The organism is Desulfobulbus rhabdoformis (assembly GCF_016919065.1).
Classification (GTDB): domain Bacteria; phylum Desulfobacterota; class Desulfobulbia; order Desulfobulbales; family Desulfobulbaceae; genus Desulfobulbus; species Desulfobulbus rhabdoformis.
Map to the genome: position 1 here is coordinate 1 of NZ_JAFFQA010000001.1, position 24186 is coordinate 24186.

General features: G+C 50.3%; 19 protein-coding genes and 2 rRNA genes. 15 read left to right on the forward strand and 6 right to left on the reverse strand.

Annotated features, from left to right (window positions below):
• Both JWJ90_RS00005 and rrf read left to right on the forward strand, forming a co-directional pair.
• A 23S ribosomal RNA gene (locus JWJ90_RS00005) occupies positions 1 to 233 on the forward strand; the annotation flags it as partial.
• Between the two features lie 196 nt (positions 234 to 429).
• Positions 430 to 546: ribosomal RNA gene (rrf, locus tag JWJ90_RS00010) — 5S ribosomal RNA — on the forward strand.
• A gap of 70 nt (positions 547 to 616) precedes the next feature.
• Here rrf and JWJ90_RS00015 read toward each other — a convergent pair.
• Positions 617 to 2995, reverse strand: coding sequence for a hybrid sensor histidine kinase/response regulator (locus tag JWJ90_RS00015; RefSeq protein WP_205225129.1), 2379 nt, complete (start codon positions 2993 to 2995; stop codon positions 617 to 619).
• Positions 2996 to 3291: 296 nt separating this feature from the next.
• On the opposite strand from JWJ90_RS00015, the gene rsmI reads away from it, so the two are divergent.
• The 3 genes from rsmI to JWJ90_RS00030 all read left to right on the forward strand — a co-directional run bounded on the left by rsmI (position 3292) and on the right by JWJ90_RS00030 (position 5967).
• Entirely contained in the window at positions 3292 to 4161 is an 870-nt protein-coding gene (gene rsmI, locus JWJ90_RS00020; protein ID WP_240194680.1) for a 16S rRNA (cytidine(1402)-2'-O)-methyltransferase, read from the forward strand.
• 67 nt (positions 4162 to 4228) lie between these two features.
• Entirely contained in the window at positions 4229 to 5047 is an 819-nt protein-coding gene (locus JWJ90_RS00025; RefSeq protein WP_205225130.1) for an inositol monophosphatase family protein, read from the forward strand.
• A complete protein-coding gene (locus JWJ90_RS00030; protein WP_205225131.1) occupies positions 5044 to 5967 on the forward strand; it encodes a DMT family transporter in 924 nt (307 codons plus the stop codon). The genes JWJ90_RS00025 and JWJ90_RS00030 overlap by 4 nt, the downstream gene beginning before the upstream one ends.
• Before the next feature lie 50 nt (positions 5968 to 6017).
• Here the strand turns inward: JWJ90_RS00030 and JWJ90_RS00035 are convergent, their stop codons facing one another.
• The 4 genes from JWJ90_RS00035 to JWJ90_RS00050 form a co-directional block, all read right to left on the reverse strand.
• On the reverse strand, positions 6018 to 7793 hold the full coding sequence (locus tag JWJ90_RS00035) for a M3 family oligoendopeptidase (RefSeq protein ID WP_205225132.1): 1776 nt from the start codon (positions 7791 to 7793) through the stop codon (positions 6018 to 6020).
• 2 nt (positions 7794 to 7795) lie between these two features.
• Positions 7796 to 8566, reverse strand: a complete 771-nt coding sequence (gene trpA / locus JWJ90_RS00040; protein ID WP_205225133.1) for a tryptophan synthase subunit alpha — start codon at positions 8564 to 8566, stop codon at positions 7796 to 7798.
• A 40-nt stretch (positions 8567 to 8606) separates the two neighbouring features.
• On the reverse strand, positions 8607 to 9836 hold the full coding sequence (gene trpB, locus JWJ90_RS00045) for a tryptophan synthase subunit beta (RefSeq protein WP_240194681.1): 1230 nt from the start codon (positions 9834 to 9836) through the stop codon (positions 8607 to 8609).
• A 151-nt stretch (positions 9837 to 9987) separates the two neighbouring features.
• A complete protein-coding gene (locus JWJ90_RS00050; protein ID WP_205225134.1) occupies positions 9988 to 11583 on the reverse strand; it encodes a hypothetical protein in 1596 nt (531 codons plus the stop codon).
• Between the two features lie 771 nt (positions 11584 to 12354).
• Between JWJ90_RS00050 and JWJ90_RS00055 the strand changes: the two genes are divergently transcribed.
• The 6 genes from JWJ90_RS00055 (at position 12355) to JWJ90_RS00080 (ending at position 18577) form a co-directional block, all read left to right on the forward strand.
• Complete coding sequence (locus JWJ90_RS00055) at positions 12355 to 13011, forward strand: succinate dehydrogenase cytochrome b subunit (RefSeq protein ID WP_205225135.1); 657 nt, start codon at positions 12355 to 12357, stop codon at positions 13009 to 13011.
• A 108-nt stretch (positions 13012 to 13119) separates the two neighbouring features.
• Positions 13120 to 15045, forward strand: coding sequence for a fumarate reductase/succinate dehydrogenase flavoprotein subunit (locus JWJ90_RS00060; protein ID WP_205225136.1), 1926 nt, complete (start codon positions 13120 to 13122; stop codon positions 15043 to 15045).
• Between the two features lie 68 nt (positions 15046 to 15113).
• Positions 15114 to 15878 carry a succinate dehydrogenase/fumarate reductase iron-sulfur subunit gene (locus JWJ90_RS00065; protein WP_205225137.1) on the forward strand — a complete coding sequence of 255 codons (765 nt, stop codon included), beginning with the start codon at positions 15114 to 15116 and terminating at the stop codon, positions 15876 to 15878.
• A 274-nt stretch (positions 15879 to 16152) separates the two neighbouring features.
• Complete coding sequence (locus tag JWJ90_RS00070; protein WP_205225138.1) at positions 16153 to 16719, forward strand: nitroreductase family protein; 567 nt, start codon at positions 16153 to 16155, stop codon at positions 16717 to 16719.
• A 140-nt stretch (positions 16720 to 16859) separates the two neighbouring features.
• On the forward strand, positions 16860 to 17876 hold the full coding sequence (locus JWJ90_RS00075) for a transporter (protein ID WP_205225139.1): 1017 nt from the start codon (positions 16860 to 16862) through the stop codon (positions 17874 to 17876).
• 38 nt (positions 17877 to 17914) lie between these two features.
• Entirely contained in the window at positions 17915 to 18577 is a 663-nt protein-coding gene (locus JWJ90_RS00080; protein WP_205225140.1) for an NAD(P)/FAD-dependent oxidoreductase, read from the forward strand.
• Between the two features lie 36 nt (positions 18578 to 18613).
• Here the strand turns inward: JWJ90_RS00080 and JWJ90_RS00085 are convergent, their stop codons facing one another.
• Positions 18614 to 19111, reverse strand: a complete 498-nt coding sequence (locus tag JWJ90_RS00085) for a metal-dependent hydrolase (protein ID WP_205225141.1) — start codon at positions 19109 to 19111, stop codon at positions 18614 to 18616.
• A gap of 526 nt (positions 19112 to 19637) precedes the next feature.
• On the opposite strand from JWJ90_RS00085, the gene JWJ90_RS00090 reads away from it, so the two are divergent.
• The 4 genes from JWJ90_RS00090 to JWJ90_RS00105 all read left to right on the forward strand — a co-directional run bounded on the left by JWJ90_RS00090 (position 19638) and on the right by JWJ90_RS00105 (position 23889).
• Positions 19638 to 20303, forward strand: coding sequence for a hypothetical protein (locus tag JWJ90_RS00090; protein ID WP_205225142.1), 666 nt, complete (start codon positions 19638 to 19640; stop codon positions 20301 to 20303).
• A gap of 285 nt (positions 20304 to 20588) precedes the next feature.
• A complete protein-coding gene (locus JWJ90_RS00095) occupies positions 20589 to 21440 on the forward strand; it encodes a polysaccharide biosynthesis/export family protein (RefSeq protein WP_205225143.1) in 852 nt (283 codons plus the stop codon).
• Positions 21441 to 21835: 395 nt separating this feature from the next.
• Positions 21836 to 23161, forward strand: a complete 1326-nt coding sequence (locus tag JWJ90_RS00100) for an O-antigen ligase family protein (protein ID WP_205225144.1) — start codon at positions 21836 to 21838, stop codon at positions 23159 to 23161.
• The gene (locus tag JWJ90_RS00105) at positions 23158 to 23889 is read left to right on the forward strand and encodes a tyrosine-protein phosphatase (protein WP_205225145.1); all 732 of its coding nucleotides are present in this window, start codon (positions 23158 to 23160) and stop codon (positions 23887 to 23889) included. The genes JWJ90_RS00100 and JWJ90_RS00105 overlap by 4 nt, the downstream gene beginning before the upstream one ends.
• Positions 23890 to 24186 lie beyond the last annotated feature (297 nt).

A 24186-nucleotide genomic window follows, 5' to 3' on the forward strand; every position in this document is an offset into this window, starting at 1 on the left:
GATGGACGAACCAATGGTGTACCAGTTGTTCTGCCAAGGGCATTGCTGGGTAGCTATGTTCGGAAGGGATAACCGCTGAAAGCATCTAAGCGGGAAACCCACTCCAAGATAAGATATCCCGTATCTTAAGATACCTAAAGGCTCGTTGGAGACTACAACGTAGATAGGTCGGGTGTGGAAGTGCAGTAATGCATGGAGCTAACCGATACTAAATAGCCGTGAGGCTTAACCATATCCTTTTATAAACAAAGTTTACCCTGCTACTTCAATTGTTAAGTTTTAGAGTAACTCTCACAAGAGAATACCCTGGAACTGATCTCAGGGAGTTCAGATTTGGACTAGCTCATTGTGCAGCTAGAGCCCAACTCTGCTGCACAATGAGATCGTTCAAAGATGGGCTGCCTGTGAGCAGTTACAGATACCGAATTTTTCGGTGGCCATAGCGAAGAGGCCCCACCCGTTCCCATTCCGAACACGGAAGTTAAGCTCTTCAGCGCCGATGGTACTGCATGGGAGACTATGTGGGAGAGTAGGTCGCCGCCGTTTTTATCGCAAAAAGCCCGTAATCAGCTTCGCTGATTACGGGCTTTTTTTTGTGTTTCAGCGGAAAGGAAAGTTAGGTAAGGGGATTCTGCAACACGCGGCTGACCTCTTTGAAAAGACTCTCTGCGGTAAACGGTTTTGCAATATAACCGTCAAGCCCGAGCGTTACATAGTTTTCTGCAGTGACCTGTTCACTGTAGCCTGTACAAAGAATGACCGGAACATCCGTATTGATCTGCCTTATTTGTTTTGTCAGGTTTAAACCTGTCATCCCCGGCATCCCCATATCCGTAATAACCAGATCAAAAGCCTGATCTTCTTCCTGAAAAATCTCAAAGGCCTCAAGGCCCGACTGGCAGGCTTTCACGGTAAAACCAAGGTGCTGTAAAATTTGCACAAAAAAATCAAGAATCGGCTGCTCATCATCCACCACAAGGATACAGCCGGAAAATTCCTTATCGGTTCTTGCATTCTGGGGCAGGCCTACCTTCTGATCCTGCTTTGCCTCAGGGAGATAGACGGTGAACGAACTCCCCTGCCCTACGGTTGACTCCACTGTTACGGTTCCACGATGATCGTTGACAATACCATGAACCACGGACAATCCGAGCCCAGTCCCCTCTTGCATCTTCTTGGTGGTAAAATAGGGCTCAAAAATGCGTTGCAGGTACTCTTTAGGTATCCCCTTTCCGCTGTCCTCCACCTGCATACAGGCATAATTTCCTGGCTGCAGTCGACCAATCTCGACACCTTGAGTGGGTGAGAGTATTTTTCGAAAGAGGTGTATAGATATTTTGCCTACCTCACCTTCGAGCGCCTGATACGCATTGGTACAGAGGTTCATAACGATCTGATGTATCTGGGTGGGATCGGCCTTCACATAGAGGTCCGCATCAATACGTAACTCCAGATCAACATTGGCCGGAAAACTCGCTCGCAGCAGTTTTGTTGCCTCCTTGACAATGGTACTTAACTTCAGACTGGAAAGCTCTTTGGAACTCCTGCGGCTGAATTTAAGAATTTGATCAACCAGCTGCCCTGCCCTGTCTGCCGCACGAACAATTTCCTCCACGTTTTTATGCAGGATGCTCTCCTTGTCGCACTGGAGTTGACAGAGTTCCGCATAACCAAGAATCGCGGTGAGGATATTATTAAAATCGTGGGCTATACCACCGGCCAGCATTCCGATTGCTTGCATCTTCTGTGATTGTCGAATCTGTTTTTCCAGAATGAGGTGCTGGGTAATATCCCGCTTGACTGCGACAAAATTAACCACTTTGCCCGTATGGTCCTTGACTGGAGTTACCGTCGCTTCCTCACAGTAGACAGCTCCGCTCTTCTTTTTATTCTTAAAGGTTCCCCTCCAGACTTTTCCCTGGGAGATATCCTCCCACATGAGTTTATAGTAGTAAGAAGGGGTTTCACCGCTTTTTAGAATGGAAGGGTTCTTTCCCAGGACCTCGGCAAAGGTGTAGCCACTGACCTCCTCAAAGGCCGGATTGACATACTCTATATTGCCATGAACATCTGTAATAATGACAGACTCAGCAGCTTGGTCAACAGCGGTGGCCAATAGTTTACGGCCTTCTTCCATCTTAAACTTGTTGCTCATATCGGTAAGGACGACCTGAGCAACGAGAATATTTTCAACGACCGAGCTGTTTATGCTGATATTGACAGGAATATTTTTCCCTTCGATCGATATGCTCCCCTCAAGGATCTCGTTACTGTCATTCTTGGCGACTCGCTGCTGAAAAAAACGCAGATACTTCTCCCGATCTGCATCTTTAAAAAAGCGGGCATGGTTATACGAGGAGACAGAATACTGCAAGTCAAGCAACCCAATGGCAGCATCATTGGCTTCAACTATCATTCCGGTGTTGACATCAACAAGCAAAATGGCATCGTCTATGGATTTGAGCAGAAGATAATATTTTTCGATAAAACTGGTCGCAATATTTTCGAATTTTTTTTGCTTTGTAATATCAACGATATGGGCATATAAAAATATTTTCTTCCGCGAATAGACGAAGTCACCATAAATGTTGAAGTGCACCTTTTCCTGGAGAGCATTGACAGCATCACACCGCGTGATAAAATGCCGCTTCTTTTTCAAGAGGTAATTGGGCAGGAGCTGAATAATCCGCTCATACACACCTTGAAAGATTCTGGTACTGACTCCCGCCTGTTTGGAGACTGTGTTCAATCCCAGGAGTTCAAAAGCCGCCTGGTTAACTGAATAGAGCTGTACGCTCGTATACAGTTCATTTTTGAGCGAGAGTTCCAGTTCCAGATACTGATCAATATTCTCGAGATTTGTTTGCTCCATCGCAGTGCATTTTTGCACCGCCTCGGTTATATCGAGGATAATTATAGGAATTCCAGCCTGGACAAAGGCTTCGCGGTAAAGGACGGTTGATTCCTCGTCGTTATTTGTTCGCTGTAGATTCATACAACTTTTTTCATTTTGTACTTTGTCTAACCGGAGTAGCTTAATCCTGAAGCCGTGGCGACGGGCGTTCACTGAACAAGATTTGTTGTTCAGTTTCCCCCGCCCCCCTTTGGGAGGCATCCATCACCACGCCACCTACATTGTTCGTAACACGCCGATAAAGTCAACGTTGATCGGCATGCCACATACAACGCAACTGACACACCGGTGAATGCCCACGGATTCAAGCTCATGTAAGGGAACATTCATATTCCCGACCAAACAATTACGTTCTTCCCCTCTAACCATACATAACTATGGCAAAACACACAAACCCCGACATGGAAGGCGCCACCCCCGGACAACTCTATGTGGTTGCCACCCCCATAGGGAACTTAGGAGATATCAGTCATAGGGCCATTAAGACACTGCGCGAAGTCGATCTCATCGCCTGCGAAGATACCCGCCATACCAAAAAACTCTGCCGGCATCTTGATATTGCTACACCTCTTAGCAGCTATTTTCGTGAAAAGGAACAGAGTAAATCCGAGCAGCTTGTCGAACAGCTTAAAAAGGGAAAAAATATTGCCCTTGTTTCCGACGCAGGCACCCCAGGTCTTTCGGATCCAGGAGCTGTTCTTGTGCGGAAAGCTCGTGATGCGGGGATCTCCATTGAAGCCATCGCCGGACCTTCAGCTCTTGCTGCCGCGCTCTCCATCGCAGGCCTGACAGGATCTTCGTTCTATTTTGGGGGTTTCCCCCCGGCCAACAAAAATGAGCGCAAAGAATTTTTCAAGCAGCTTGTCGCCCTTCCCTGCCCGCTTATCTTTTATGAAGCTCCCCATCGTATCCTGTCCTCACTGCGTGATATGCAAGAACAGTTCGGTGATCGCCAGACCCAGCTTTTTCGTGAGCTCACCAAAATACATGAAGAATGTATCAAGGATTCTCTGGCTGGTTTGCAGGAGCGGCTCTCTACCGGTGTCAAGGGAGAACTGGTCCTCATTGTTCAGGGGGCGGAACTCTCAACGCCCAAGCCCGAGAACCTCGACGCTCTCTTACTCTGGTACCGTGACGAAATGCACTCTTCGCTCAAGGACGCTGTGGCCAATATTTCCCGTGACCTTGGCCTTCCGCGATCTCAGGTTTACAAACTGGCTCTCCAGGTTTGGAAAGAAACTCTCTAACCCTGTTTGCTCACCCAAAAATACGAGATAAAGTTTTTTGACTCAATTCCCAAGGAACACACCACGTATGCAACGCATAACAACCAGTCTCGACGCTTGTCGCACTGATGAGCAGCGCAACCTGCTTAAGCTTGCCTGTAGTACAGCCCTGGCAGCAGGACAGCTGATCAAAGAGCGCTACGATCAGCCCCACGATATTCAAATGAAAGGGGCCATCAACCTAGTGACGGAAACCGATCTGGCCGCCGAGTCCCTGATCCTTGAACAACTGGCACGCGAGACGCCTGGCATTCCGGTTATGGCCGAAGAGTCAGAGAACTCGCTCAACGTGCGCGATCAGGCCCGCTACTGGGTGGTCGATCCCCTGGATGGCACCACCAACTTTGCCCATGGTGTCCCCCATTTTGCCGTTTCCATCGCCCTGATCGAGGCAGGCAAACCCCTTGTCGGAGCTATTTACCACCCCATGCTTGATGAACTCTATTTTGGGGCAGCTGGTTGTGGCGCCTGGCTCAATGACCGCCAAATTCAGGTCACCCAAACAGACAAACCGATCAACGCTCTTATTGCCACTGGTTTCCCCTATGATATTGAGCACACCATTGATCGGGTGATAGAGCAGATGCAATGCGTTCTTCCAGCCGTACGGGATGTGCGCCGAGCAGGTGCGGCTGCCTTGGACCTGGCCTTTGTTGCCTGTGGACGCCTTGACGGTTTTTATGAGATGAATCTGCAGCCTTGGGATACGGCCGCTGGTTGGTTGCTGGTTCTGGAAGCCGGGGGACAACTCAGTGATTTTTCCGGAAACGAGTATTCTCCCTTTATGGACCAGATTCTGGCAAGTAACGGAAAACTCCACGCTGCTCTGCAGGATCTTGTGCGATGACTCAACCTTCAGCCTCTGGTGGTGTGCCTTCTCGTCTGCTGTTGCACAGCGCCATGCTCTTCTCCACCTTTCTGGTCTCCACATCATTTACGGTGGGCAAGGCGATTACTCCCACCCTTGATCCCGTGATCCTGACCCTGCTGCGCTTTATCCTGGCCTCGCTGCTTTTTGCACCCTATGTACAGTATCGCTTTGATCTGCACTTTCCAGGCTGGCGGGCTCTTGGTCGCTATAGCCTGATCAGCGGTGCCTTGGTGGGCTTCTTCTGGCTCATGTTTCTCTCCCTACGCATCACCGAGCCCATGAACACAGGCGTCATTTTCACCACAGTCCCTGGTATTTCAGGCATTTTCAGTTGGTTTCTTGTACGGGAACGCTTAGGCACGCACCGGTTACTCGCCCTGATCCTGGCCATGACCGGAGCACTCTATGTTATTTTTGAAGGGAATTTGGACCGACTTCTAGCGCTGCAGCTTAATCAGGGGGATCTCCTCTTCTTTGCTGGATGCCTGCTGATGGCCCTCTACATGCCCATGGTCAAACTCTTTCACCGGGGTGAGCCCATGGCCCAAATGAGTCTCTGGATTATGGTCACCGGAACCATCTGGCTACTCCTGTTTTCCCTGCCACGATTTGCCAGTATCACCTGGTCAGCTATTCCCCTTATGACCTGGACAGGCATCGCCTATCTCGCCCTGTTCACCACCATCATCACTTTTTTTATTTCCCAGTGGGCAACCCTGCATCTCGGTCCGACTCGGGTTATGGCCTATTCTTACCTCTACCCGCCACTGCTTGCTGTCTTGGAATGGGTGCTGCATCGGCGATTCCCGCCAGCCTCTACCCTAACCGGCATCTGCATCATCCTGCCGGCCATGTTCATTGTCCAGCAGAGCAGGACCGGGACAAAGAAAAGCTGAGCTTGCTTTGCAGGTGGCTGACGAACGTATACCCGCAAGCCACCTACATGCTACTCGATCTCGGCAAGCATAGATTCGATGATGGAGAGTCCACCACGCCAAAATGCAGCATCACTTAAATCAATGCCAAAGGGTTGCACCAATTCGGCAGGAGATCCGTTGCCCCCTGCACCGAGCAACTGCATGTATTTCACCACGAAAGACTCCCCTTTCTCCAGATAACGGGCATACAGGACCAGCACAAGCAACTCCCCAAAGGCATAGGAATAGACATACCCAGGTGTTGCCAGGAAATGGGAGATATAGGTCCACCAGATGGAATAATCCTCACGCAGGGTGACGGTCTCTCCAAACATGGGGCGCTGAGTTTCCATCCACAGCGCTGAGATCTGTTCGGCAGAAAGCTCTCCCTGCCCTCGTCGTGCAGTATGCAGGGCATGCTCAAAACGATTCATAGAGACCTGTCGGAAGACGGTGGCAAAAATCGATTCCAGTTTCTGACAAACAAAGGCCCTTCGTGCCTGCGTATCCGTGATGCGGGCCACCTGGGCCTTGAACACCAGCAGTTCGGCAAAAACCGATGCCGTCTCCGCCAGGACCAGTGGCGTATCACTGTTATAATATCCCTGGCGGGCAGCCAGCACCTGATGCACACCGTGGCCCAGCTCATGAGCAACGGTGGAGACATCACGTATATTGCCGGTGTAATTGACCATCACGTAGGGATGTACTTCAGGGACGCAAGGGTGGGCAAAGGCACCACCACGCTTGCCGCCAAGAAGAGGGGCATGAATCCAGTTCTTCTCAAAAAAATCCTGGGCTATATTTGCCATCTCAGGTGAAAAGCCTGCAAAGGCCTCAAGGACAATCTCTTTGCACTCAGACCAGGGAATATCCGCCTCCTGCCCTCCGGGTACCGGCGCATAGCGATCGTAATCATACAGGCTATCCACACCGAGTAACCCTTTTTTCACCTGATAATAGCGATGGACGATATCGTAGCGGGCAGTGACCTCATCCACCAGGCTATCGACCGTCTCAGGAGAAAGCTCGTTGGAGAGATGCATGGCGCTGTCCCAGGCAGGGTAGCTGCGCAACCGATCATCAATCATCTTCTCAGCGGCCAGGGTATTGAAAATATGGGTAAGGATATGCTGCTGACTGCGCAAGCCTGCAGTCAGTTCCTCTGCTGCCTGCACACGCACTGTGCGATCTGGGTTATAGAGATCGCTGAGCACCTCCTCTTCACTGCGCTCAAGTTCACCAAAACGAAGCTGGCCCAGCACCTTTTCAAAGAGCAGGTTCCAGGCACTGCGTCCCACCGGCTTGAGATCCTGGAGGAGTTCTTCTTCTTTGGCACTCAGTTGATGGGGAGCAAAACGGCGCATGGAGGCCAGAAAATGGTGGTACTTCACCAGGGCCGGTTGTTGCAGCAGGGATTGGGCCTGCTCCGCGTCCAGTGTATTCCATTCCAGACGAAAAAACAGGGTCTGCTTACCAATCTGCGATTCCAGCTCTTCAATCTGTTGTAACAGGGCCGAGGCCGGAGCATCGGCTGTCTGGGTGATGAAGTTAAGAAAGGCATAGGTCCCCAGGCGGCCAAGCAGCGTATCAATCTCCTCCAGTTCTTCGACAACCTGGCAGATTTCCACAGCTGACAGCTCATGCACCCGCCCGGTCATATCGGTGGATATTTTTTGGGCGCGCTCTCGACAACTTTGGATGTCGGTTTGAAAGGCTGCACTCTCAGGAGCGGGGTAGAGATCCCCAAGGGCCCAAAGTACCTCTGTGGTTTCCAGTGCTGTATTTTTCGTTTCTGTGCTCATAATTATCTCAACAGCCCGGCAATAAACGGCCCAACCGCCTCCGGGCCTTCGGCGTCCACCAACTTAATAGTGGCTGTACCGATGACAGCCATATCGGCCTTCCCTTGCAGCATGGCAACATCGTCCCTGTTGCTGATACCAAAGCCCACAGCCAGAGGCACTGTCGAAGCTTCTTTACAGCGTGCCAGGTAACTGCCGAGGGTATCATCAAAGGTGGTCTGCTTGCCGGTCACACCACGACGGGCCACGCAGTAGATAAAGCCCTTGGCCAGTGCGGCCACCTCATGCATGCGCTCATCGGTGGAAGTGGGGGTAAAAAACTGGATGGGAGCCAGGCCAAGTTGTTCGCTGGTTGCCAGATAAGTCTCCCCCTCTTCCGGGGGCAGGTCGGCGACGATGGTCCCGCAGAAACCAATATCTTTGGTCCGCTGTAAAAAGGCTTCTTCACCGTATTTAAACACGATGTTGTAGTAGGTCATGAAGAGAAAACGGACCAAAGGAAACGCAGCCGCCATCTCCTGCCCCAAGCGAAAACAGTCTTCAACACTGGTCCCGTTATTGAGACTCTGCTGGTTTGCCTTGAGGATAACCGGTCCATCGGCCGTGGGTTCAGAAAAAGGAATCTGCAGTTCAATGCAGTCCACGCCGTTGGCCGCCATCTGAGCGATCACATCACGGTTGGCATCCAGGGAAGGATAGCCGACCACTAGATGGGTCATCAATAAAATGGGTTTTGTCTCTAAGCGGGTAGTGAGTTCAGTTGCCAAATCCATGATCTATAGTCCTTACACAGTGTAGCTGGGGTCTTCGTAATTATTTTCTGTACTCATCTGCACGCTTGACGATGAACTCCTTCCAGCTCGGATCGTCAAAGGCGTGGGCAATGGTAAAGATATCCTTATCACCACGACCGGACATATTGATGATGATGGCCTGGTCCTTATCCATCTTGGGCGCCTCTTTAAAGGCCTGAACAAAGGCGTGAGAAGATTCCATGGCAGGTGTGATACCCTCGATGCGCATACTCAGGCTGAGCGCTTCCAGGACCTCTTGGTCTGTGGCCGATTCAAAACGCACCCGTCCCTTCTCGCCCAAGTCCGCTAAAATGGGAGAGACACCAACGTAATCAAGCCCGGCTGCGATGGAATGGGTGTCAAGCATTTGCCCTTCCTCGCTCTGGAGAAAACGGGTTTTATACCCCTGGGCAACGCCGGGGGTCGCCCCACAGCCATCGACCATGCGTGAGGCATGCTGGCCTGTAGCAATACCTTTGCCCCCCGCTTCAACACCGATCAACTCCACACTGGGCTCGTCAAGAAAACCTTGAAAGATGCCCATGGCATTGGATCCGCCGCCCACACAGGCGTAAACCCGATCCGGCATCCGCCCGTGCTGGGCCATGATCTGCTTTTTGGCCTCAATACCGATGATCGATTGAAACCAGGCCACCATTTCCGGAAAGGGATGTGGACCGCAGACTGTGCCGATGACGTAATGGGTATCATCCATGGAGGCCACCCAGTCACGGAAGGCCTCGTTCATGGCATCTTTGAGCGTACGGGAACCATCGGTCACCGGGACAACGGTTGCCCCGAGTTTTTCCATCCAGAAGACATTGGGCCGTTGGCGGGCAACATCCTCTTCGCCCATGTAGATGGTACAGTCAAAGCCAAATCGGGCCGCCATGGTGGCTGTGGCCACACCGTGCTGACCGGCTCCGGTCTCTGCGATGACCCGTTTCTTGCCCATACGTTTCACCAAAAGCCCCTGGCCCATGACGTTGTTGGCCTTATGAGCACCGGTATGGTTCAGGTCTTCCCGCTTGACATAGATCTTTGCCCCACCGAGGTGGCGGGTCAGGTTTTCTGCAAAGGTCAGAGGGGTGGGACGACAGGAGTAATTTCCCATGAGATCGACGTATTCCTGCCAAAAGGAACTGTCGGCACGGGCCGCCTCATAGGCTTTATTCAAGTCGGCAAAGGTTGCGTACAGCACCTCCGGTATGAAGGCACCGCCCCACTGTCCAAAATATCCTTTCTTCATTATCGTCTATCCGTTTCAGCATGTTCAGAACAAAGCCGCAATTGGCATCGTTGTTCTCTAAATTCAAGGAAACCTAAAAAGCAATCCGCAATGTGTAGCACGTTACGGGCGATTCATCAGTTATTTTCTTGTTCAAGCTCTGGAAAAATCTTCAGCCAATCAGCTGCGCCCGACAGGCACTGGCAAAATCTTCCGGGTAATGCCCCAAAATATAACGTCCCTGGGCTTCAGAAAATGCGCCCATGGACCAGGGTAACTTAGGAAGAAAACTATAGAGCAAACGTTGCCCATTCTGCACACCAATGCGTTTGGAATACTCGATGGAGGTCACCATCTCAGCCCCGAGCCCGGCAAGTACCTGCTGGGCTTTTAAAATACCGCAGTCCAAAGAGTGACGCACCGCGCTATTGGCCTCAAACACATTGCCCACAGGCCCATCGCTCTCATCAGCGATAACCATCAGCTGCAGCTCCCACTGTGAGACCTGCGCCTTGGGTACAAAGAGCAGCACCTGTGCATCCTGCCAGACGATGAGTGAGTCCTCTCCGGGTTGCTGGTCCGTGCGGGTGTTGGAGCGAATGGCTTTAAGGTAGTCGTTGAAAAAATCTGACTGATGGGCTGCCTGATACTGCTCGACCACATCCGCGACCAGATCACCGCAACAGTAGGCCGCATGAGAGTCGCCCTGGGTTGCCTCGACCCATTGCGGCACCATGGCGTACTGCTGGTGAATCATCTGGTGGGAGGCATGGAGTCGATATCCGGATCCGGAAAAATCATAGCCAAAATTCCAGCCCCAGAGGGTGGCCAGTTGTTCAGTCTTGTCACCTAGCTGTTCCAAATTTTGCTGGATGGCGATGCGCAGCGTTTCAAGCGCAGCAACGGACAGGGTTTTCCGCTGTTCCGGCACAACAAGTCCGAGCTTACTCGCCAGGACAACAAACATGCGCTGGTAATAGAGATGCCGCAGACCATGCATATCTGTTTCAGAAAGATCATCTATTGCATAACGAATGGCTGTATGGGCAAAGTTGGCGGCATAGTGCCCCCAGGGAATATAGGAGTTGGTGCGCAGATATTCAAAAATCTGGGTCGCATCCTGAGTGTACTCGCCAACAATCTCGCTGCTTCCCTGCACACCTGGGCGGAGGACCATCACTTCTTTATAGATATTGGGCAGGTAGGGATTATTGGCTATGGTTTCAAATAGCTCAAAGTCATCAATATCAGCGCGTATCCGCTCGCCTTCCTGCAGATAACAAAGCCCCTGCGGTTCCCCCGCCTCATCGAAGATCAGCCGACAGCAGGATTGGGCCAGTAAGACAAGTTCCTGGGCATCAGTCGAGGTTGCGGCAAGTTCATAACGCAGAGGCATGGGGAGCTGGCCAATAATTGTTTGCACCTCCTCTTTTTCGCAGTGCTCTCCGAGAAGACGGCGAAGGCTCACCTGGGGTGCTTTTTTGATAGCAAAGGCTTCAAGTTTCCCCACCCGATTATCTGCCCAACCGGAATCAATAAAAGTACAACCTCGAAAAGGCAAGGGGTTGCGGATCTCGTAAATTGCACGTGCCTTGTCGACCTGCACATCCCCCTTGGGAAAATTACGCATATTGATAAGCTCCTGCCCCAGATGAGTCGTTCCCAGGAAACAGAGGCAGTCATTTTCTCTCAGGTTTTTCACCTGATAACTGGGGCTGTGCTTGCCTACACGGAACATCCCTTCCGGGGTTACAGATGATTGAAACATGGGGTCTCTCTTATGGGTTAGGGGCGTCTTGATAAATCTTCATTGCCAAGGATGTACTATCACGTGTAGTCAATTTTGCCAATTAGCGGCTCCAAAATTTGAGTCAGATGCATGCAGTATCATTCATATCAGGGAAGTCTCGCATACATTTGACAAAATGCTCACCTTGCCCCTATATTTACTACAGTTTTCAGTAAGATTGTAAGAATCCCCAGCGACCCTTCATCACTGCCCCCCTATACCTCCTGCTGGTTATGCCGCGCAGAAAAAAATCGAAATAAAACAACCAAAGCTTTACCTGCAACAAATATCGTAGTAACGTTTCAAGTCTACCGTAAATTCATACCCTTTGATCGACACTCTCACTGCAGCCCCACCTCCCCCCGCAAAGGAAAATCCTTCATTTTTTCACTGCACAATATTTTTAGGCTTTTTGTGCAAATACGCCCCTACGCCCTATAAACAATCCCAATAGGCCAATTCGACAAAAACGTCGCGAACCCTTGCCGTGACAGAAATACCCAACTCAGTCTATCATTTAGACTTTTTGACCCATATACAATTTGCACATTTTGCTTATTTTTTAAGGTGCTCATAAGAGGTAATCGAGCAAAATTTGCTGAAATATCAAGGGCCTTTTTTTCTTGACAGCCCCCATGATCCGTAGTTAATGAATGACCGTTCAGTCTGAATATTTATTCATTTCTGAGCTGAGTTTCGCTGACGTATCAACCGTTTCATTCTTTTAACTCTCATTCAGGAAAGGTAATTATGTCGTGGTTCATTCAAACTTGTCGTTCATCGTTGGGCAAAAAGTACATCATGGCTTTTACTGGGTTTATGTTGGGCTCGTTTCTTCTCGTGCACACCATAGGCAACAGTACAATTTTCTGGGGGAGAAACGCATTTAATGCCTATGCGCATCATTTGCACTCCTTAGGCATCTTTGTGCCGATTTTTGAAATTGGGTTGTATACCATTTTCTTTCTGCATGTCATTACAGGCATCATCCTGTTCCTGCAGAATCGTAAGGCTCGCGGTGGGAAGTACGAAGTTGAGACCTCGGCCGGAGGCCGGACCATCGGCTCCAAAACCATGCCTTACACCGGAATTGCCATTTTTGTATTCATTTTGATCCATCTGGCAAACTTCCACTTTGTTGAAAAAACTGAAGTGAAAACCATTTCCGACTTCGTCACCGAAGTACTGAACAACCCGTTCTTTACTCTAATTTACGGAGCGGCTATGTGCCTGTTGTTTCTGCACATCAGCCATGGTTTTTGGTCACTGCTTCAGACTTTCGGCATCAGCCACCCCAAATATGATTATCCGTTACGTGTGGTTACCTGGGCACTTGCGGGCATCATGGGCGCCGTCTTTTTGTTGATCACCATCTTGATGGTCATCTCCCGTAATCAATTGCTTTAATTAAGTTTTAATTGACAGAGACGATAGAGAACGCTCTGCTGGATACCTCCTGCAGCTGACTTCTCCCACAAGCTTCACTCTTATTAACTACAGCAAAAAGAAACGACTATGCAGCTTGACGCAAAGATACCTGAAGGACCGATAGCAGAAAAATGGGACAAATGCCGTTTTTCCAATAAACTCGTCAACCCCGCAAACAAACGTAAATACGAAGTAATCATCGTTGGCACCGGTCTTGCCGGTGCGTCCGCAGCCGCAACTCTTGGTGAATTGGGATACAATGTAAAATCCTTCTGCATCCAGGACAGCCCGCGCCGCGCTCACTCCATCGCCGCTCAGGGTGGTATCAATGCCGCCAAAAACTATCAGGGTGACGGCGACTCCATCTTCCGCCTCTTCTACGACACCGTAAAAGGTGGCGACTTCCGTGCACGTGAGGCCAACGTTTATCGTCTGGCTCAGGTGTCCAACAACATCATCGATCAGTGTGTCGCCCAGGGCGTTCCTTTTGCCCGTGAATACGGCGGAACCATGGCAAACCGCTCCTTTGGTGGTGCTCAGGTTTCCCGTACATTTTATGCGCGTGGCCAGACGGGACAGCAGCTGCTGCTCGGTGCCTATTCTGCCATGATGCGCCAGGTAAACACCGGCAAGGTACAGATGTACACCCGTCGCGAGATGATGGATGTCGTTACCGTTGATGGTGTAGCTAAAGGTATCGTGGTTCGTAACCTGATCACCGGTGAGATTGAGAAATATTCTGCACACGCAGTTGTTCTCTGTACTGGTGGCTATGGTAACGTCTACTTCCTCTCCACTAACGCCATGGCCTCCAACGTTACCGCCGCTTGGCGTGCATACAAGAAAGGCGCTGGTTTCGGTAACCCCTGTTACGTCCAGATCCATCCGACCTGTATTCCGGTTCACGGCGACTTCCAGTCCAAGCTGACCCTGATGTCCGAGTCACTACGTAACGATGGTCGCGTCTGGGTACCCAAGAAGAAAGGCGACAAACGTCATCCCAACGATATCCCTGAGGATGAGCGCGATTACTACCTTGAGCGTAAATACCCGTCATTTGGTAACCTCGTTCCTCGCGACGTTGCCTCCCGTAACGCCAAGCTGGCCTGCGACGAAGGACACGGTATCGGCGAGTCCGGACTCGGTGTCTACCTCGACTTTGCTCAGGCCATCAAACGCGATGGTCTGGACGTGGTCCTGCGGAAATACGGTAACCTCTTCCACATGTACCAGAAGATTGCCGATACCGATCCGACCAAAGAGCCGATGCAGATCTACCCGGCCATCCATTACACCATGGGCGGTCTCTGGGTTGACTATCACCTGATGACCACCGTACCTGGCCTCTACGCCTGCGGTGAGGCAAACTTCTCCGACCACGGCGCCAACCGTTTGGGTGCTTCCGCCCTGATGCAGGGTCTGGCTGACGGTTACTTCGTTCTGCCCTACACCATCGGTAACTACCTGGCCTCTGTACCGCCGGTACCCACCACTACCGATGATCCTGCCTTTGAAGAAGCAGCCAACGGCGTTCGCGAGAATGTTGCAAAACTGCTCAAGAATACCAAGGAAGGCAAATCCGGTCAGACGGTTGATCATTACCACAAAGAGCTTGGTAAGGTCATGTGGGATTACTGCGGCATGGGCCGGAACAAGGAAGGTCTGGAATATGCCCTCAAGAAAATCCCCGAGATCCGTGCCGAGTTCTGGGAGAACGTTGTTGTGCCCGGCTCCGGCCAGGAACTCAACCAGTCTCTTGAGCGCGCCGGTCGTGTTGCCGACTTCCTTGAGTTCGGTGAGCTCATGGTACGCGACGCCCTTCATCGCGAAGAGTCCTGTGGTGGTCACTTCCGCGAAGAGAGCCAAACAGAGGAAAATGAAGCCAAACGTGACGATGCAAACTTCAGCTATGTAGCCGTTTGGGAGTACAAAGGACCAGGAACTGCTCCGGAATTACATAAAGAGCCGCTGACCTTTGAGTACGTTACTCCTTCACAGCGTAGCTACAAGTAATGCAACTCTGTCCCCAAGTTTAAACAGATTCATCACTGAAGTTTAAAACACAACGCAGAAGAAAGGTTATGTCATCGAAATCGATTAATATAATAGTGAAAATTTGGCGACAGAATGGTCCTCTCGACAAAGGCGCGTTTGAGGAGCATGCACTCAAAGATATCAGCACCGACAGTTCCTTTCTGGAAATGATCGACGTACTGAATGAGTGGTTAACTGTTAAAGGTCTGGAGCCGATTGCTTTTGACCATGACTGCCGTGAGGGTATCTGCGGTATGTGTGGCGCTGTTGTTAACGGTACCGCACACGGTCCGGATAAAGAGACCACCCTGTGCCAGCTGCATATGCGCCGGTTCAAAGATGGCGACACCATCGTTATCGAGCCGTTCCGCTCACAGGGCTTCCCCATCGTCAAAGACCTGATCGTTGATCGTGGCGCCCTGGATCGCATCATTGCAGCCGGTGGTTTTGTCTCCGTCAACACCGGATCTCCCCAGGATGGTAACACCATTTTGATTCCGCAGCATGTGGCCGAGCAGGCCATGGACGCTGCCGCCTGTATCGGTTGTGGCGCCTGCGCCGCTGCCTGCCCCAACGGCACCCCCATGCTCTTCCTCTCTGCCAAGGTTTCCCAGCTGGCACTCCTGCCCCAGGGTAAACTGGAAGCGAAGAAACGTGCCCTTTGCATGGTTGCGCAGATGGATGCCGAGGGTTTTGGTAACTGCTCCAACGAGCGCGAGTGCGAGAATGTTTGCCCCAAAGGCATCACCATTCGCAACATCGCCCGCCTCAACCGCGAGTACCTCAAAGCCGCATTTACCATCGATCACTGATCGCTCAGGCGAAATCGCTGATCTTCAGGGCTGCTTCCACCTTGCGTGGAGGCAGCCTTTTTTATTTTTTAATGACCACCACACCTCAGCTGTCGGTTAGAGCATTCGCCTCCTGGTAACAAAAGAAGGCTCAACAAAACCAAGCAATTGAACAGAACTCTACCAACGGTCTTTACTTGCAAGTCAGTTCATCTCTATTTATTATTCCTGACATACGTATCGTCCTCATTCACCAAAAGAGATGCTTTTCTCAAGAACATAAGGAGATGCCCAAATGGATGCCATTGAAATGATTAAGGATCGCAGAAGCGTTCGTAAATTCAAAAAAGAAAAAGTCGATCGAGAAACCATGCGGGAGATTATAGAGTTGAGTCGCTGGGCTCCTTCATGGGCGAATTACCAGATCGCCAGATATACCCTGGTGGATGACAAGGCAACACTTGGACAACTGGCAAATGATGGCGTGAAAGGGTTTGTCTACAACATGAAAACTCTGCAAAATGCCACCGGCGTTGCAGTGCTGAGTTTTGTCAAAGGCAAGAGCGGCAGGCTTGACCAGGCTAAACTGGACCTCATGAAAGAAGAACTCTCGGACGCAAACGCCACCATCTGGGAAGCCTTTGATGCAGGAATCGCCTGTCAGACCTTTTGCTTGGCCGCCCATGCCAAGGGAGTGGGCACCTGTATTTTCGGTGTTATCAATGAAACCTCCATTGCTCAAGCCGTTCATCTGCCTGAAGAAGAAACCGTTGCAGCACTGATTGCCTATGGCTATGAGGACGGACCGCATGCCAAGCCGACTCCTCGCAAGGAAATCGACGAAATCATGCGTTTTATCTGAGACCTCAGGAACAAACTCGACTGAATCATGATGACCTCGTAAATTGTCAAAAAAACAAAACCTGGCCTTATTAAATTCAGCATGTTACGAAGCTCGGGACGTTGTTCTCGAGGCTTTTTACGAGAGCGACAATCATAACAATGTTAAGCAAAGACACCATGTACGGCTCTGATCGCAACGGCCTGATCTGGGGGTATCGTTTCACCCCAGGTCAGGCGGCCGAAAGCATCAGCGCAGAGGCCGCGATTCAACTGCTGAGCTCTACCGAGGCGCTCGCTCGCCATGAGTTTGTCTGGCTTCATTTCTCCCGCTCCAACACCGCCACGGAAACCTGGCTCATGGAACACCTGGAACTTCCCGAAGCTTTCTTCGAGGCAATGCACGAAGAAAGCCGATCAACTCGCTTAGAGCAGGAAGACGACTTCCTGATCGCTGTACTCAATGACGTACTCTTTGCCTTTTCTTTTGATGTATCCGCGGTTGAGACCACCAGCATCTGCATAACCCCCAACCTGATGGTCACCACTCGGTTGCGCCCTTTACGCTCAATAGACCGTCTGCGTCGCCTTGTTCGCCGCGGCCAACAATTCAGCTCTCCAGTTGAGTTGCTTGCCCGACTCCTGCAGAATCAGTCTTCTGTGCTGGTGGAGATCCTGCGCCAATCTACAAGCCGGGTCGATCAGATTGAAGATCGCCTGCTGGCAAACCGCATCACCACAAGCCGCAGCGAGTTGAGTTCGCTGCGCCGCGTGCTGGTAAAGTTGCAGCGACTCCTTGCACCGGAGCCCTCAGCCTTCTTCCGCCTGCTCAACCGTCCCCCGGAATGGATAACCAAAGATGATCTGCAGGACCTGCGCGAATCAGCAGAGGAAATCGCAGCGGCAGTCAGTGACACCCAGGCATTGGTGGAGCGCGTAAAGCTTATCCAGGAGGAGCTGGTTGCACTGCTCAACGAACAAACCGGCCGCACTATTTATATTCTTACCGTGGTCACGGTGCTCGCCCTCCCTATTAACATGGTTGCAGGCCTTTTTGGCATGAATGTTGGCGGCATCCCTCTGGCCAGCGACAGGCTCGGATTTTGGAGCATTGTCATTATATTGCTGGCTTTAACTGTAATCCTTGCTTACCTGGCTTTTGGCAAACGACGTGACTAGGAGCATGGAGATTTTTTGTATCAATCAAGGAGAGTTTCATGCTCAAAGATGGAGAACAAGGCGTTATTCGCCAACGGGGAATTGAGAAGATCAGCTATGCCATTGCCCCCCATGTCCCCTGTGGCCTGATCACCCCGGATCAGCTTCGGGCCATGGCGGACGTGGCTGAAAAATACAATATCGCCGAACTTAAAATAACCAGTGCGGCTCGCATTGCGCTCATCGGGCTGAACGAGGAAGAGGTTGAACAGGCCTGGAAGGACCTGGGCATGGACCCTGGCCATGCTGTTGGACTGTGCGTGCGCAGTGTCAAAGCCTGCCCCGGTATTCAGTACTGTCGTCTTGCCCAGCAGGATAGCCTTGAAATGGGGATGGAGCTGGACCGACGCTACAACGGCATGGCCCTGCCCAGCAAAATGAAAATTGGTGTCTCCGGCTGCAAAATTCAGTGCGCTGAAAACTGCATCAAAGACGTTTCCCTTTACGGTACCCCCAAGGGCTGGTCTGTGATGATCGGCGGCTGTGGTTCGGCCTGGCCGAGGCTGGCAGATCTTCTCGTCGAAGACCTGCCCACCAAAGAGGCGCTGGATATGTTTGCCCGTATCATGGACTACTACAAGGAAAATTCAAAACGCGAACGAGTTGGCCGCATGATTGAACGTATTGGCTTCGACAAGGTTAAAACAGATATTTTGGGCTAATTCCCCCAAACAGTGCTTGTCGATCGTGCGTTGAGCTCAAAAAAGTCCATCGAGAACCAGGTGTGAGAGGTACCCGAGAGTAAAGGACAGGTAAAATGGAATAAAGTCGATCACCTGATGACTTCCAAACACCATGATGGGAATGATAAAAATTGGGGTTCCCACCAGGAGCATTGCCAGCCAGGAGTGGGTCCATCCTCGATGATGCCCAAGCGCTGGCAGCATGGAAAAAAGTCCAAGGTAGGCGGCCATTTTATAGGATTTTTGGTAGAGTAAGCCTATATCGATGAGAATAAAAATGGAGTAAATAATATTCTGCCCTTTCGAGTCTGTATCTGTGTCGGGAAACAACGCTCCAAACAGGCTCAACAGTACAGTGCCTACGCCATTGATGAGGGGATCATTCAAGGTAGGCACGTATTGGGCCGCATAATGGACATAGAGTCCGCTCATACTTTGCAGAGCGGTACCCGTAAGGAGAAGGAGGCCGGAGGTTACCAAGCCGCCAGCCATGTGTACTTTATATCCTGGCATTGATAGAGTCGGGGCTCCAGGCTATTGCCGATATCCTGTTATGGGGTTTTCATAAAATGCATCCTGCCTTACCTTGCTGGGGAAAGTTTCTTCCAAAGACTCCTCAGCTTAGATCAGACAGGATGCACGTTAAGACTATCTTGAACCGTATCGAAAAGCCTGCTTTTTAATTGCCACCTTGCCATGATAGAAATGAGATTGTATTTTTTCAGGCGGAGTACTTTTCATGTTTGTATCCTGTTGATTATGCAATGCAATTATAGTATCATCATAAAATGATAGCACGTTGAATGCTGATAATTTCTAGTTAAATTAAGTGATTAGTTGCAAGGCAGGAGGTACGAACCTGTGAATGTTTGACATTTTTATTGATTATTTCTATCATATCGCATGACGCTTTGTTTCACATGATCTATATATGAATGTTAAACAGAAACTTTGAACTACTTGAGATTTGAGGCAAGCAAAACATTTTTTATCAAGTGGGTGTAGTTGTTTCTAATAAACCATTTTTTAGCGAGGGAGCATGAAGAAGATAATAGTGACAGCGGCTCTGGGGCTCATGTTAAGTCTACCTTTGGCAGCGGCTTCGTTTGCCGGCAGTGTCGGCGAAGGCAATTTTAATGTGTATAAAGGGGGTCATCTGGCAGATAAACTTGCTGGACAGAACCCGATTGAAGACGGCGCGTTCTTGGTCTGTGATGGTAAATGCATGATCAAATCGGAAGGAATTTCTCTGGTCGCCGCCGACAAAGCCAAACTGGCTGTCCGTAATGAAGCAAAATGCTTTAATCTCTTTCTCCGTGAAGGCCGCGTCAATTACACAATTACCAGTAAGGCTCGCCAGATTGCCTTTCATACCCCGCAGGGAACTTATACCTCTGCAGAGGTCATTTTCAATGCTGCTTCCAATCCTGTTGTCAAAGGCTATGCCAAAGTCAATGCTGACGGATCAACCGAGATCGGCGTAGAAGAAGGCCGTCTGGTGTTTGCAACTGCTGAAGGTATGAAAACGGTTGACGCTAACCAGAAGATTGTTTTAGCGGTCAGTGAGCTTCCGCCAGGCTCTGAAGGATCGGGCATTGTCGGAACCTTGACCAACTCTGACAAGATCGCACTCGGTGCTGGTGCGCTGGTCACCGGCGGTACAGTTCTCTACTCTATTACCAAGGATGCCAGCACGAACCACTAATACGCAGTACATTGTGGCCATGTATAGCAGAATTGTCGGGCCCTGTCCCGGCAATTCTGCTCCCCTTTATGGACCTTTTTTGGGCGTTATTTAATGATCATTCGCACCCTTCCGCGCTATCGAACTCTCCCTTTACTGTTGCTTGTGTTTTGCATTCCCTTGGTGCTCACTGGATGCGCCAGGGACCGATTCAAAGCGACAACTGATCTGGAAAAATTCCAGAAACTGCAGCAGGAAAAACAGTCGGAAAACCAGCAGCATCAGCGGCAAGCGTACACCCCCGCCATGGCTGCCAGTGCTGATTCTCCTGGTGACTACCTTCTTGGCGCGGGAGACCTGATCACGATTACTGTTTTTGAAACAAACGCCCTGAACGCAGAAGTACGTGTATCTTCACGCGGTTTTGTTAATTTACCACTTTTGGATAACGTTGAAGTTGCAAATCTGACGGCAGCGGAGGCTGAAGAAAAAATTGAGGGGCTGTATGCGAAAAAATACCTGCGAGATCCACACGTCAGCGTCTACATCAAGGAACATGTCAGCAAACGAATTACTTTAATAGGAGCCGTGGGAGCACCTGGTACGTATGAGTATATTTCCAGGCGACACTTGCTCGATGTCATCGCTCTTGCGAATGGATTAAAGGACAAAGCTGGATCATCAGCATTTGTTACCCGGCATGACTCCAGGATGAATAAGGAGATCACCTATTTAGTCGATCTGGAACAACTGATAAAAAATGGCCACATGGACCAGAATCTCGTCATCCAGGGGGGCGACGTGGTCTATATTCCTGAAGCAGGAAAGTGTTTCATCGATGGCGCTGTTCGCAAGCCTGGCACCTATTCAATCAGCTCTAAAATGACCATTGCCGAAGGTGTCGCCATGGCTGGTGGACTGGCCTCCTTTGCCGATACTGACGGTATCAAACTGATTCGTGCGATGGGGAAAGAAGGGAAACGGGAGATTATCGAACTGAGCTACAATGATTTGCAAAGCGATCGAGGAGATTCGATTATTCTTGAGGATCAGGATATTATCTTTGCAGAATCAAGTGCCTCCGGTATCTTTTCGTCTGGAACCGGCTTCTCGCTGGGCTTTATGGGTACGGGGGTAAACTTCAAAAATCCACAATAATGCTCCCTTTGCAGAATCAATAAAGCCCAAAGAAAGCAATAAGTTAGCATTAATGATGGCGTCGTAATAAGTCAAAACATTACAAATCAGAGAGGCCCCAAAAAAAGTACCTGTAACACCAAATCTGTAAGTGGTTACGGGGTTATTCGATTCCAGGTGACTGTCTGTGCAGGCGTCACCTGTAGCTAACTAGGGGATAACACAGCCGATGCGGTGTCCCGTCGTCGCTTATCGCCAGTCTTTCCAAAACCAATTCCTGTTTCCACCACCTGATGCAATTGCCGACTTTTGATCGATCCCTGCCCCCCCGCTTAGCAATTCTATTTATCCTTGGTACAAGCCCTCTCTTGTTCGGGGCAATACATCCCATCATTCAGACAGTGTATGTCTGCCTCATGCTTGTTGGCTTAGGGAGCTGGCTGATATATAGCCAACCAAAGCTCACGGCCAGACTAATCTCTTCGCGCTGGCTGCTGCCAGCAGCACTGCTCATCTTCTGGATGGCCATGCAGTCGCTGCCCCTCCCTTTGTCGTGGCTCCAATGGTTGTCACCGGCACGGGGCGAGCGTGTAGAGATGCTCAACCTGCTGGCTGGGCTGCAACACCACTTTGCTCCTTTGAGCGACCAGGGCGCAGCGAGTTTGCAGCAGGTCATCATGTACTTGGGCTTGGTTATCTACTTTATCTCGTTGCGGATCTTGTTCCGGATCCGTCACTCATTTATCCACACTATTGCTGTTGTCATAGTTCTGGTGGGAACCTTTGAGGCACTTTATGGCCTGTTTCAGTTTCTCCTCCCACAGGTGGGGATTCTTTGGCTGCAAAACCATACCCGAGCCGCTCAGGGAACCATCATTTATAAAAACCAGTATGCTGCCCTTCTTAACATGTGCTGGCCTGTGGCCGTCGCTCTTGCTCTCACCCCTTTCGGCAAGATGCCTAATCCCAGCACTTCCCGGACGGTGCGACAACGCATCCGTCGAATTTTAAACAATCTGAATCGGGAAACACGATTGGCGCTTTTGTATTTATTTGCCGCGGGGATCATGTTACTCGCCGTGCTCTTTTCTTTATCGCGTGGTGGCATATTGACCATGCTATTCATACTCTTCAGCCTCAACTTTATCCTTCCCCTCTCACGTACAACGAAGCTCATCTTCAGCTGTGGCCTCCTGGTAATTCTAGGGGGATACAGCACACTCCTCGGGCTTGAGACCATAATCAACCGCTTCGGCAGTATCGACCAATCCGGATTGACTCGGCTCGAGCTCTACCAGAGTAGTTTGCCCATGCTCAAGGAACACTGGCTCACGGGGATCGGTTTGGGATCCTACGATTTGCTGTCACCTGTGTACCTGAAAGGCTTTTCTTCTACTATTCATTTCAGCCATGCACACAATGAATATCTGGAATTCGTCCTTGAACTTGGAGTACCAGCTGCCCTGCTGCTTTTCGGCTGGCTGGGTACACTTCTGCTTGTCAGCGGCAAAAAGCTGTCCATGGGATCGAAAACTGTTTCTCACTTTGATTTTGAAGTACTCCTTGGTGGAGTTGCATTCTCCGGTTTGCTGGGTTTTTTTATCCACGGCTGGGTTGATTTCGGTTGGCAATTGCCAGCCAATCTTGTCTACGCTGTGACGTTGGCAGCTTTCCTTGCCACCTCTTTAGATGTCTTACGCCCCAGAAAAAGAAGTAAAATGAAGAGCAGGGAATCAAAATGATTGAATCCGCATTTTTCATAGACCTCCATTGCCACATCCTCCCCAACATTGATGACGGGGCAAAGAGCATGGATGTGAGTGTTGCCATGGCGCGTCGTTATGTCGAAGCAGGATTTGGAAAGGTAGTTGCGACACCGCATTTCATCAAGGGTACGGCATGGGCCTCCCCCCCTGACACAGTTGTGGCGCTGGTTGAACAATTGCAACACCGTCTTGATAGCGAAAACATTGCACTTCAGGTATATGTGGGGATGGAAATCGCGGACCATCCGCATCTTCTTGATCGTGTAGGGCAGGGATCGCTTCTTTCCCTGGCAGGCAGTAAGGCTTATTTACTGGAACCTTCGTTTCAGGGATCGCAGCATAAGTTACTGATAAATATCAAAACCCTGCTCGAAAGAGGCTATAAGGTGGTTTTGGCCCATGCCGAGCGATGTCCTGCCTTTCAAAAGAACATGGCACAACTTCTACCTCTGGTTGACCAGGGGCTGCACATTCAAATTAACGCGTCCAGTCTTTTGGAAGACGCTGATACTTTGTGCAAAAAAACAGCAATGTCGCTGCTTGAGTCTGACAGTGTCCATTATTTGGCCTCGGACGCTCATGATCTTAAACATCGCTCTCCCCCCAGCCGGGGAGATCTGGAGTGGCTCGAAATGCAGTTGGGACGCGAGTCGCTTATCCGTCTCTGGGCGACTAATCCGGCGAAGCTCCTTACGGGAGAGTAAGGAATTTTCTACATTCATGTTCTGGATCTCCGCCTGCGCGGGGATGACAGCCACAAACGAGGTCGCGGTCATCAGCTTTCACCCGCTGTAACGGATCCTGAGAACAATCAGGCCCATGGGTTCACTTAAAAAAACAAAAAGTAATTGGTTACCTACCCATTATCAGTTATAAAAATCAGATATTATAAAAATAGCAGAATTTATGGGCTTCACTGGTAGGTCGGAGTATCCTCGGAATCACTGATTAGATCAAACAGAGAAAGCAAGAGATATTGAGGGAAAGATTCATACTCCGAA